The organism is Cesiribacter andamanensis AMV16, assembly GCF_000348925.1.
Lineage (GTDB): Bacteria > Bacteroidota > Bacteroidia > Cytophagales > Cyclobacteriaceae > Cesiribacter > Cesiribacter andamanensis.
Map to the genome: position 1 here is coordinate 1 of NZ_AODQ01000138.1, position 11089 is coordinate 11089.

Here is an 11089-nt window from a genome sequence, read left to right on the forward strand (position 1 = left end):
TCATCTTCCCTCTGCTCAATATAGCGGATTGTTTGCTTCCGCTGGCGGAAAAGGGCAGCAGCCTGCTCGGCTTGTTTCCGGAATGCGGCAAGGCCCTGCAGCTGCAGGTTCACCTCCCCCTGGCTGATATGTTGAAAGCGGATGTCCGGATGTAGTTCTGCCAGCATGCCCGCTATGTTAAAGGCATTGTAGGCGTTTATGTACCGCTCTATACTTTTTTGATGTTTCTGAAGAGGGTTCATAGACAAGTGGTGTTGATGGGGTTGCTCTTTGAGGTTACCGTCAAGAGATCTGATAGCCGGTGGTTTCATTAACCAGGGGGTAGAGTGGACGGTTCTCTACCGAGCCACCAACTCTTGGTGTTTTGGCCTGCAAAGGAGGGCTCTCCAGTATTACTCGGAGGCCTGCTCCAGAAATTTCTGGCAGGTTCTATTGACCTGTTATTATCCAGTTCCACAATCATCCGATGCTTCCTTCAGCGATCTGCCTGCCTGCGGATATGCTCCAGCACAAAGGCCAGGATCTCATCGTCCTCATCCAGCAGGTGGTCGGCCCTTTTCAGTTCGGGTACCACCCCCTGCAGGCGCTCATCGCCATTGGGGCGCACCATATAGCCTTTGGGCACCTTTACCACCATGCCGGTTTTGGGAAGGGTAAACGAAAACTGGGAGGCATAGACGGTGGGCACATCGGCGGTTTCCTCCCCTGCCAGGGTGGCAAAGCCATAATCCTGCAGTAGGGCCGCACTTACTGCCGCCATAGAGTAGGTTTGCCGGTTGATCAGCACATAAACAGGACCGTTAAAGCGTCTTTCGGCAGATACCGGCGGGTAAAGGGGTAGTTCGTAGGCATACACTTCCCCATCTTTGTGATCCAGAATGGCCCGGCTATAGGCATCCGTAAGGGTGTCCGGACTATGGCTGCGGGTATGAGCTTTCAGCAGGCCGCTGGTCTTGAGCTGAAAGCGGGAATACCACCGAAAGGGTTTATCGGCCAGGTAAGCAATCAGGTAGTCGCTGTAGGCGTTGTGGCCGCCGGAGTTGTTTCGCAGGTCCAGGATCAGGTGCTGGCTTTGCTGCATGCGGATATCGGCAAAGGCCGAATCGATAAAGCGCCGGTAGCCGGCTTCACCCTCGGCCGGATCGGCACTGCTAAAGGGGCCCGGGCGCAGGTAGGCCGTCTGCCCGAAATACCGAAGCGAGCGGTCTGACGTCAGCAGCTCACCTCCGCGCTTCTCTTCAAAGTCCATCACCGAAATGGCATGGACCGTATGGGTGGCCAGGGTGCCGTCCGCCCCTTTAACAGCAAGGGTAAAGGCATCTTTAGGACCATGTGCCAGCCAGTACATACGGGGAAAAGACCAGAACTCCAGCTTGGCATCCTTAAAATAGGGGCGCTCGGCCGAGAGGTAGGGATGCAGGCTGGCCCGAACCTGTGCGATCGGCTGCTGATCGATGCGCAGCACTTCCGTACCAGGCTTTAGTGCGGCATTGCCGGTAAAGTTTTGCGGATATAGACCTTCTCTCCTTCAAAGGCCAGCTCCAGCGGAATGAGCCGTCCGCCCTCCATAGCATAGGCAATGTAGGCCTGGGCCGGAAAATCAAGCTCGCTATGCCCCACCCTGCCCAGGGCCGTAAAGCGCTGAAAGAGTTTATGGGTTTCCAGCAGACTCAGCGAATCGCTGCCGATGGCCTTATTGAACTGCCGGAAGGCTCGCTGGTAGCTGCGCTTGGGGGTAAAGGCATAGAGGTTAAAGTGGGCCTGCTCCAGCCCCTGGTACAGGCTGGCAAGATCGGCCTTTACATCGGCTGCGGAGTAGCGCACCTCCTGCTGCTGGGCCAGTAGGGGGGTAGCCCCATGGACAAGCAGCAGCAGGAGCAGACAAAGGGTGTTTTTCATAAAAATTGAGTGGCTGATTCAGGGAAAAAAGTGAAGCAGGGATCATAGGTAGGGTGTCGCCAAAAGGCGAAGGAGAGACACAAGCGCACAGACTCCTCATGCCTTAGCTATTGTTGCAAAAATGGAGGAAATTTGCACAAATGCCTAATTTGCTTGTGTGATCTCACCAGTTGTTGGTGTTTTCACCAGCAGCAACTCAGTTGCAGTATCGAGCAAGTGGGCTGTTCATTTCACATCATTCGATTCGTTTAGCTGAAGATAGAAAATCGACTTCTGAATGCATAGTGGCAAGGGTCACAATGGAGCCCAGGGCCGCAGACGTTATTGGTGAAAACGCCAACAAAGGGGAAGTTTATCACTGGTATGTCAACCGCTGGGCTGAGATTCCTTCTTCAGAAATAAGTGCAGTGCCGGAATCAGGAAAGCTTCAGCAAGTACAACTGGTTGAAATCCTGCAAATTCCTTACCATAAACTGCTTTACTTTCAGTCCAGGTGAGGGTATAAAAGATAGCTGCTTCACCAACAGCCCAACTGATGATGGCTACCATCATAAGCACATAGAGAGCAATACCCTGCAGAAGCACGGTCCCTATATCGTTCTGTAGCCCTATCTTCGCTGTGAGTAGTCTGTGCAGCACTACCGCCAGAAGGGTTGGCAGGATGATATTTCCAAATGACATAAGGCCAGCCAATACGCCCATTGCTAAGCCCTCCGTAGCAGAAACGAAAATGAACATGGCAAAGCAGCCGCCAATGGCTGCCAAAAGTGTTAGCCTGATGAGCTGTTCCATGGTAGACGTGTTACTTAAGCAACCGATCTTCTATGCGCCCCGCAGGATCTTCTCCATTTTGCGGCCCTTGGCCAGCTCATCCACCAGCTTATCCAGATACCGCACCTGCCGGGTTAGAGGATTCTCGATCTCCTCTATCCGATAGCCACAAATTACCCCAGTAATCAGGTGCGCATGGGGGTGCAGCCTGGCCTGCCCGAAAAATTCCTGAAACGTTGCCTTTTCGGTGATCAGTTCTTGCAGCTTTGTATCGTCGAAGCCGGTTAACCAGCTGATGACCTGATGCAGCTCTTCTTTCGTTCTGCCCTTCTTCTCCACTTTGGCCACATACATGGGATAGACCGAGGCAAAGGTTAGATTTGCCATGCGCTGGTGGTGGGTGTCGGATGGGTTCATGGGTGCTGTATAGCTGTTTAAGTTAACTTTTTTCTGGTGGCCCCTCGCCCCCAGGAGTAGGGTTAGGCAACAGATGCCTTTTTATGCAATGGTTATTTCCCTTTTCTTAGCAATTCAATTTCCTCTTTGAGCACCTGTAGCGCTTTATTTCTATATTCACTTTCAATTATCAGTCCCTTCAATTCATCCATCATCAAATCTTTTGTTGGTCTTGGTGGTGGAGGTACTGGACTCTCACTACTTTGAGTATATGGAAAGCGAAAGCTGCGGGAGAGTCCACATCCGTCTACACGAATAGTTCCAACATCCAGTATATTGGCGTATACCAACCAAAAACCATCCTCTTTTTCAGGTAATGGAGAGCATGTTCCTGCTGTCACACAGATAAATTTACTCTTTGATTTTCCCTTAAAAAGTTCAACAATCTTTAGTTGATAAGTACCTGAATTGATGTCAGAATGTACGACTTCGCCAATAAATACTAAATCACTATATGTGAATTCATGCTTTTGAACTTCCATTAGATCCTTAACCATTTTGCAGTCACAGGAGAATGAAGGCATACTCAATAGAAGCAAAAGAAGAAGGGATATGTATTTCATTTCCTAATGCTCAATTATTGGAAGGGGCGAGGATAGCGATACGGCCGCATATTTGTTGGTGAAAACACCAACAAAGGGAGGGAGTTGGTATTATAATGAGATAGATGGCTGATTAAAAGGGCCTTTCACCAGTTGTTGGTGTTTTCACCAACAACACAGGTACAGCATCAAGTAAGCGGATAGTTTATTTCAACGCCATTACCAGAAGGGTAATGTCCTATCCTGATGGCCTGGGCCTAGGGGTTGTTGGTGAAAACACCAACAAAGGGGAGGCTTGGCTTTTATTTTTTGATTTCTGTGCCGCCTGCTGTAAGGTCACCGGCTAAGACTTTTTTATGTTTGGCACCAATTCTTTTAGTGTCAGATAGGTGTTACTGGGAGCGTTCAGTACTAAGACCGGAATGGTATATGTATTGAAGTTCTGCTGATGCTGGAGGTTTTTGTCAAAGGTCAGTAAGGCGTCAAAGGTATCAGCTACCAGTAGTCGCATCAACTCACCGTTCTTTTTGCCGTCCCAACCCTTATCATGAACTGTATATATTTCATGTTCGGGAAAGTCGAGTTTGAGCCGCTTTGGCAGATTCTCGTCAAGCAGCAGCTTCATAGAGCTTTTGGATATTCTTTGAAGTCACCAGCTTCTCTGCAAGTTCAAGCACAGAAACAGCCTGCTGACGAGTCACTGTTGGAAAATCCTCCAGGAACTCGTTGAGAGATACGCCTTGCTCTAGATGCATGAACAGTGTTTCTACAGGAACTCTGGTTCCTTTAAACACTGGCTGTCCTCCCAGAACTTCAGCGTCAATACTGATGATATTTTTTACTGCTTCCATATCTCAAATATACGAAAGGTCCGCATACGCAGTTCCTCTTTTGCTTAGCCCCAACAACTGGAGTAACACACCTGATGTTACTTTTTCTAATACTCTCCCTAACATACCTCCATATTCCCATTAAAACAAGCAGGCCCCATGGGTGGGGCCTGCTCTTTCTTCAACAACCAAAACTAAACCAAAACTAGTGTTATAATGCCCCTATGGCTATGGTATTGTCGCCGGGGTTGCGGTCTACCAGCTTGTTGTAGGGGTCGATGCCGGCCCTGAGGGGCTTTTCGCTTACCCGCAGGGTAAGGGTCTGCTGGCCGCTCGGCAGCTTGTGCTTTTTCAGATGAAGGGGTACCTGCTCGGTTTTTCCCCCTGCCTGCTTTTCGGTGAAAATGCCAATGTCTACCCAGTCCTGCATGGGGGTCTCTTCTTCTTCGCCCAGCTCGCCGGCATAGCGCTTGCTGGTATGGAAGCTGAAGGTAACTTCCCACTCCTGGCCCACCTGCCTGGCAGTGGCGGCAGTGGCCTTGTTTTCAAAGAGGGTGATCTTCTCAAACATATCTTCCACCAGGTACTGCAGGCTGTCGGGGGTTTCTTCTTTCATGATCTTGAGGAAGGCCCTGCTGGTGGGGTAGGGTGGCTCGGTAAAGGCCACGCTGTCTACCAGGCGGCGCAGGGCCCGGTTTACGGTGGCTTCGCCCAGGTAATCCTGCAGGGCGTACATCACCAGGGAGCCCTTGCGGTAATGCAGGTAGCCCTGGTTTTCGGCCCGGTAGAGGGGTAGCTCCTTTTCCTGCTCAAAGCTGCGGCCGCTCAGGTAGCGATCCAGCTCGTAGCGCAAAAAGCGCTGCATCTTGTCCTCGCCGTATTTGTGCTTCATTACCATTAGGGCGGAGTACTGCGAGAAGGTTTCGCTCAGCAGGGCCGCTCCCTGCACCGGGGCTGGCACTACCTGATGCCCCCACCACTGGTGGGCTACCTCGTGGGCGGTGATGTAGTAAGGGTAGTCAATGTCCTTGGGATCGCCCTCCTTGATCCTGGCAATAAAGCCCAGGCTCTCGGAATAGGGGATGGTGTTGGGGAAGCTTTGGGCAAAGCCCTCGTAGCGCGGAAACTCCAGAATGCGGACCTGCCGGTGCTGGTAAGGGCCAAAATGGGCGGTAAAATAGTCGAGCGAGGCTTTGATGCCCTCTACCATGCGCGCCAGGTTGTACTCATGCCCCTTGTGGTAGAAGATCTCGATGGCAACGGGTTCGCTTCCCGGCCGGGTCCACTCATCCTTTAGCACCTCATAGCGGGCCGAAAGAATGCTGAAGAAGCACAGGATGGGGGCATCCATTTTGTAGTGGTAGTACTTGCGTCCGCCCTCCTCCCACTCCCGCTCCAGGTAGCCGGGGGCCACAGCAATCTGGCCGGGGCTGGTGCTGATGGTGGCCTCAAAGGCAATCCAGTCGGCATCCTGACCCAGAAAGCTCTTGTGCCAGGCGCTGCTGTCGTCCAGATCGGGCACGCGCTGGCGCTCGGGCAGCTTCTGCTCCTTGCGCTTGTCGGCTTCGCTGAGCTCCTTGCCGGGATCATAGCCCAGGTGGGGCAGCAGGCCGTTGTTAAAGAAGGTGCCGTTGGCTACCAGATTGTGCTGCTCCCGGCCGGCTACAAATCCCTGCTTGGCATAGGTTTGCCGGAAGCGGAGGCTGCGTTTTTCGCCCGGCTGCAGGGGGATAGCCAGAGGGTAGATGTGGAACTGGTGGGTAGCGTCCAGGGTGCCGCTTTCCTGCAGGGGCTGACCGTCTAAAAGCAACTCTTCCAGCGTTTGGGTACGGGTGAGCTGAACAAAGAGGGTATCAATGGGGGTAGCGGTCTTGTTTTCCAGCTCATAACTGCCCCGAATGCTGGCAGCAATGGATTCCGGATACAGGTCTACCTGCAGGGATACGGCGGTTATTTTGGGCTGCGGCCGGTTTTCGTATTGCTTGTACTGCTTTTCATAAGCAGAGGCCAGTTCTTCGGCTTTGTCGCCAGGCAGGTAGTCGTTCAGCACGTTGGTGTTGTAAAACAGCCAGCCGCCCAGGGCAAGCCAGAGCAGCAGGGAGCCGCCCACCAGCAGCTGCGCACTGCGGCCAAAGCGCTGCCCCATCAGGCGCAGGCGGTTGCGGAAGCCCGTCTCCGAGCCCCTTAGCCAGAGCAGGTTGCTCAGCATGACCAGCAGCAGCCCAAAGGCTGCCCAGTAGGCCGTGCCCCAGCCCCAGCCCTGCATAAAGTGCCCGTAGCCGTTCATATCGGAATACACATAACCGGGGGTCTGGTTAAAGCGGTAAATGGGGTGACTGAAGTCTATAATGCCCAGCACCAGCATGCCCACCATAAACAGAATGATGATGAAAAAGCTCAGGAACTTATTGTTGAGCAGGCTGTGGAAGAAAAAGCAAAGGGTGGCAAAGATCAGGTAGCCCGGCAGCGTATACAGGAATACCTCCTGCAGGTACAGGCCCAGCTCAAAGGTGTAATAGCCCTTGAGGGCCTGCACAAGCACCCCCGATACAATCACCAGGCAGCAGAGCAGCACGCATATACCGGCCAGAGCCAGAAATTTGGCGCCCTGGTACACCCAGTTGCCCACCGGAAAGCTGTCGGTAATGCCCGAAAAGCCCAGGCTGCGCTCCCGCCACACCAGCTCGCCGCTAAAGAAGATGAGGATGGCGTACATGAGCAGGCCAAAGGTCTGGCCGGCAATGCCCATCATATTGTAGGTAACCGGGTAGGTAGTGGTGCCAAACATGCTGTCGGCATGCCAGCCATCCAGCAATAAAAAGATGAGCGTGGCAAAAAGCATGGAGAGAAAAAGTATGTCCCGGGCAATGTTGGCAAACTCCAGCCGGCCCAGGTGCAACATTTGCCCAAACTGCCGCTCCAGCCCAAAGCGCTGGGCCACACGGGGCAGCGTAATGGAGTCGGCCGAACGCTCCTTTTGCACCAGGGGCGCTTTTTTGGTCCTGCCGGCAAAACCGGCAAAGCGGCCCACGTCAAAGCGCACAAAGCACACTGCCAGCATCAGCAGGCCAAGGCCGCCAAAGATCAGGCGGTTGTAGAGCAGCTCCTGCGTAAGGGGCAGGGCCAACGTATTTTTTTCCGATACGGTCCAGTATTGGGTGATCTGCTGAAAGGAGGAGAGCGCAAAAGGGTCGATGAGGGCAGCCAGCCGCTGGTTTTCAATGTCCTGCATCAGCACGGTAGACATCAGGTAGCAGACAAAGAGAACGGCCGAGCCGGTATAAGCTGCCACAATGCGGCGGGTGAGGGCCACCAGCGAAAAGAAAATGCCGCTGGCGAAGAGCAAATTGGGCAGCATGATGTAGAAGTAGCTGTTCACATAGGCCATCCAGACGGTGGGGCCTACTTTTTCGGCATCCAGCCAGGGCATGACCGAGCCCAGCAAAATGCCGGCCGCTATGCTAAGCATGATGGCAAACAGCACCACAAAAGAACCAAAGAAGCGGCCCGCCAGGTAGCTGTTGCGGTTAAAAGGGAGGGTAAAGAAAAAGGTGGCGGTTTTGTGCTCCAGATCCCGGTACACCGGCACCCCCATAACGGCCGACACTACAAAAACGGCAAAGATACTTAGGATGGTCACAAAGGTGCCCACCACATAGGGGGAGTTGAGAAAGACCTTGCCCGAGGAGCCGCCAATGATCACCGCATCGGTGGTGATGGCCAGAAAGCTCAGCAGGAAGAAAATGAAGAAGTAAATATAGGTGGCGGGCCGTTTCAGGCGGTAGGCCAGCTCAAAGCGCACAAATTCTAAAACATGGCGTGGGGGCGTTGGGGTGAGAAACTAGGCCTTAAGAGTAGGAGTGTCTGCTTCTTTTCCGGCGGCTTCCAGCACTTCGGCCGGCAGGCTGTGGGTGTGCTGGTTGATGGTGTGGAAGTACACATCTTCCAGGCCAGCCTCTACCGGCTCAAATCCCTCCTGCGGATCGGTGGCGCTGTAAATGTGCAGCACGGTGCGGCCGCCATACAGGCTGCTGCTGATCACCTGGTGCCGGGCCAGGTGGTCTACCAGCTCGGCCTTGTCCATGGTCTTTTTCCAGACCCTGCCCTGCATGCCCTCGATGATATCGGCGGGCCGGCCCTGCTCCAGTACCTGACCCTGGCTGATGATGGCCATGCTGTTGCACAGGTGGGTGACATCGTCTACAATGTGGGTGGAGAGGATCACCACTGTATTTTCGCCAATTTCGCTCAGCAGGTTATGAAAGCGGTTGCGCTCGGTAGGGTCCAGGCCGGCAGTGGGCTCATCTACAATGATCAGCCTGGGGTTGCCGATGAGGGCCTGGGCAATGCCAAAGCGCTGTTTCATACCGCCCGAGTAGGTGCCCAGCTCTTTTTTGCGGTGGGGGTACAGGTTTACCTTATGCAGCAGGGCCTCTACCAGCTCCCGGCGCTCGCCCCGGCTGGCCACCCCCTTTAGGGAGGCAATGTGCTCCAGCAGCATCTGGGCCGATACCTTGGGGTAAAGGCCAAACTCCTGCGGCAGATAGCCCAGCACCTGGCGCAGTTTGTCTTTTTCGCGCAGCACATCCAGATCATCCAGCCAGGCCTCGCCCGAATCGGCCTCCTGCAGGGTAGCCAGGGTACGCATCAGCGAGCTCTTGCCGGCACCGTTGGGTCCCAGCAGGCCAAACATCCCTTTGGGAATTTCAAGCGATACATCTTTAAGGGCTTGTACCCCATTGGAATAGGTTTTGGACAGGTTGCGGATAGAAAGGGCCATACCGGTGCTTGTTTTTTTGAATAAGAAGGATAAAAAATAGCAGAATCAGAAGCCCTTTGGGATGAACGGTCAGAATAGCGGAACGATGGCAGAGGGGGTGGCCATGCGTATAGCGCTTCTGCCGGCTGCCGCTTGCGACTGGTGGCAGGGGCAAACGCCGTTTTGGCCAGGAAAGAAGCGGCTTCCTTGATAAGCGGCTGGCAATCAGGAATCCCCGGTAGCGGCCGGGCCTGCGCCCTGTCGGCAAAAGTAATGAGCCGGTAATAATGTTAATGAATCGATAAAGAGCAAGTAACATACAGGTAACATAAACTTGCGTATTTTGCTCCCTTGTTATGCAACCCGCTTTTATGAAGTCTATTCTTTTGTTTGCGCTTTCATGTGCTCTTCTGTCGCCAGTCTTTGGCCAGTCTGTTCCCCAACCCGAAACTCCTGCTGCCACCTCCGCCCAGCCCACCGCTGCGCCCCCTGCCAAAAAGTGGTATGATTCCTTTTCCATCCGTGGCTATGTGCAGGCCCGTTACAATACGCTGCAGACAAACCCCGAGCTGGCGTGCGACCAGTGCGATGATAGCTGGGGGGGTGATGGAGGCTTTTTTATGCGGCGTATCCGGGTGATCTTTTTTGGCCAGATCAGTCCCAGAGTGTATTTCTACATCCAGCCCGATTTTGCCAGTGCTGCAAATTCGGGTAACCTGCATTTTGGCCAGCTGCGGGATGCCTATTTCGACCTGGGCCTGGACAAAAAGAATGAATTTCGCTTCCGGGTAGGGCAGAGCAAAGTGCCCTTTGGTTTTGAGAACATGCAGTCCAGCTCCAACCGCCTGCCCCTGGACCGCAACGATGCCCTCAACAGTGCCCTGCGCAACGAGCGGGATCTGGGCGTAATGTTCTACTGGGCGCCCGATCATATCCGCAAGCGCTTTTCAGATGTAAACCGCCGGGGGCTGAAGGGCTCCGGCGATTATGGGGTCTTTGGCCTGGGTGTGTACAATGGCCAGACGGCCAACCGTCCCGAGCTGAACGGCAACCGCCATGTGGTGGCGCGCCTTTCCTACCCCTTTGCGGTTGGCAATCAGATCATCGAGCCGGGCATACAGGCCTATACCGGACAGTATGTGGTGTTTGCCGGCCAAACCTCGGCAGGGGTGGGCATACGGGGACCGCAATTACCTGGATCAGCGGGTAGCTGCATCCTTTATTCTCTATCCGCAGCCCTTTGGCATACAGGCCGAGTACAATGTGGGCCGCGGGCCAGAGTTTAATAAAGAAACCGATGCCATTGAGGTACAGAACCTGCACGGGGGCTATGCTACCCTATCCTACCTGCAAAAAATTGGTGAGCAAACCCTGATCCCCTTTACCCGCCTGCAGTATTACGATGGCGGTAAAAAGCATGAGCTGGATGCCCGCAGCTACCGGGTGCGGGAACTGGAGCTGGGGGTAGAGTGGGAGCCGGTAGATGCCTTTGAGCTGGTGGTGATGTATACCTTTTCGTCCAGACGGTTCGAGGATTTTGTAAACCAGGATAACCTGCAGGAAGGCCGTCTGCTACGGATGCAGGCACAGATAAATTTCTGATTTTTTGCAGGAGTGAACTACAGCAATACATGAGTCATCCCGAATTTTCTAAATGGTTTAAACATGCTCATATTACAGTATTTTAGCCCAAAAACTTAAAGGAACGCTGTCATCTCGACCAGCGGGAGAGATCTTGGATAAGACAACTCTTTACTGGTAAATTTCCAGGATTTCTCCCGCTGGTAGAAATGACAGCCTACTTTACTAAAAAAGGCCTCAGAGTGAATTCT

12 protein-coding genes are annotated in these 11089 nt (G+C 53.5%); 2 read left to right on the forward strand and 10 right to left on the reverse strand.

Annotation, left to right across the window (positions count from 1 at the left end):
• The 10 genes from ADICEAN_RS17945 to ADICEAN_RS17980 all read right to left on the reverse strand — a co-directional run.
• Positions 1 to 242, reverse strand: a 242-nt coding sequence (locus tag ADICEAN_RS17945; RefSeq protein WP_040398032.1) for a nuclear transport factor 2 family protein, incomplete at its 3' end; no start/stop codon positions are given.
• Positions 243 to 475: 233 nt separating this feature from the next.
• Positions 476 to 1465: a S41 family peptidase gene (locus ADICEAN_RS17950; protein WP_009197074.1), complete on the reverse strand. Its 990-nt coding sequence runs from the start codon at positions 1463 to 1465 to the stop codon at positions 476 to 478.
• Positions 1466 to 1479: 14 nt separating this feature from the next.
• Positions 1480 to 1899: a hypothetical protein gene (locus ADICEAN_RS22175; protein WP_009197075.1), complete on the reverse strand. Its 420-nt coding sequence runs from the start codon at positions 1897 to 1899 to the stop codon at positions 1480 to 1482.
• A gap of 366 nt (positions 1900 to 2265) precedes the next feature.
• On the reverse strand, positions 2266 to 2691 hold the full coding sequence (locus ADICEAN_RS17955; RefSeq protein ID WP_009197076.1) for a hypothetical protein: 426 nt from the start codon (positions 2689 to 2691) through the stop codon (positions 2266 to 2268).
• Positions 2692 to 2721: 30 nt separating this feature from the next.
• A complete protein-coding gene (locus tag ADICEAN_RS17960) occupies positions 2722 to 3087 on the reverse strand; it encodes a DUF2200 domain-containing protein (RefSeq protein WP_009197077.1) in 366 nt (121 codons plus the stop codon).
• A gap of 92 nt (positions 3088 to 3179) precedes the next feature.
• Positions 3180 to 3689: a hypothetical protein gene (locus ADICEAN_RS22405; protein WP_009197078.1), complete on the reverse strand. Its 510-nt coding sequence runs from the start codon at positions 3687 to 3689 to the stop codon at positions 3180 to 3182.
• A 322-nt stretch (positions 3690 to 4011) separates the two neighbouring features.
• The gene (locus ADICEAN_RS17965) at positions 4012 to 4293 is read right to left on the reverse strand and encodes a DUF5615 family PIN-like protein (RefSeq protein WP_009197079.1); all 282 of its coding nucleotides are present in this window, start codon (positions 4291 to 4293) and stop codon (positions 4012 to 4014) included.
• A complete protein-coding gene (locus ADICEAN_RS17970) occupies positions 4277 to 4519 on the reverse strand; it encodes a DUF433 domain-containing protein (RefSeq protein WP_009197080.1) in 243 nt (80 codons plus the stop codon). Before ADICEAN_RS17970 ends, ADICEAN_RS17965 begins: the two co-directional genes overlap by 17 nt.
• A gap of 190 nt (positions 4520 to 4709) precedes the next feature.
• Complete coding sequence (locus ADICEAN_RS17975; RefSeq protein WP_009197081.1) at positions 4710 to 8300, reverse strand: ABC transporter permease/M1 family aminopeptidase; 3591 nt, start codon at positions 8298 to 8300, stop codon at positions 4710 to 4712.
• Between the two features lie 39 nt (positions 8301 to 8339).
• Positions 8340 to 9278, reverse strand: a complete 939-nt coding sequence (locus tag ADICEAN_RS17980; RefSeq protein ID WP_009197082.1) for an ABC transporter ATP-binding protein — start codon at positions 9276 to 9278, stop codon at positions 8340 to 8342.
• A gap of 350 nt (positions 9279 to 9628) precedes the next feature.
• Here ADICEAN_RS17980 and ADICEAN_RS23620 point away from each other — a divergent pair, with 350 nt between their 5' ends.
• Positions 9629 to 10543, forward strand: coding sequence for a porin (locus ADICEAN_RS23620; protein ID WP_009197083.1), 915 nt, complete (start codon positions 9629 to 9631; stop codon positions 10541 to 10543).
• Positions 10503 to 10859, forward strand: coding sequence for an OprO/OprP family phosphate-selective porin (locus tag ADICEAN_RS23625; protein WP_262486198.1), 357 nt, complete (start codon positions 10503 to 10505; stop codon positions 10857 to 10859). The genes ADICEAN_RS23620 and ADICEAN_RS23625 overlap by 41 nt, the downstream gene beginning before the upstream one ends.
• Positions 10860 to 11089: the final 230 nt, after the last annotated feature.

Coding starts and splice junctions, on each gene's coding strand:
- ADICEAN_RS22175 (WP_009197075.1), bottom strand. CDS start 1,899: ATGAAAAACACCCTTTGTCTGCTCCTGCTGCTGCTTGTCCATGGGGCT.
- ADICEAN_RS17955 (WP_009197076.1), bottom strand. CDS start 2,691: ATGGAACAGCTCATCAGGCTAACACTTTTGGCAGCCATTGGCGGCTGC.
- ADICEAN_RS17960 (WP_009197077.1), bottom strand. CDS start 3,087: ATGAACCCATCCGACACCCACCACCAGCGCATGGCAAATCTAACCTTT.
- ADICEAN_RS22405 (WP_009197078.1), bottom strand. CDS start 3,689: ATGAAATACATATCCCTTCTTCTTTTGCTTCTATTGAGTATGCCTTCA.
- ADICEAN_RS17965 (WP_009197079.1), bottom strand. CDS start 4,293: ATGAAGCTGCTGCTTGACGAGAATCTGCCAAAGCGGCTCAAACTCGAC.
- ADICEAN_RS17970 (WP_009197080.1), bottom strand. CDS start 4,519: ATGGAAGCAGTAAAAAATATCATCAGTATTGACGCTGAAGTTCTGGGA.
- ADICEAN_RS17980 (WP_009197082.1), bottom strand. CDS start 9,278: ATGGCCCTTTCTATCCGCAACCTGTCCAAAACCTATTCCAATGGGGTA.
- ADICEAN_RS23620 (WP_009197083.1), top strand. CDS start 9,629: ATGAAGTCTATTCTTTTGTTTGCGCTTTCATGTGCTCTTCTGTCGCCA.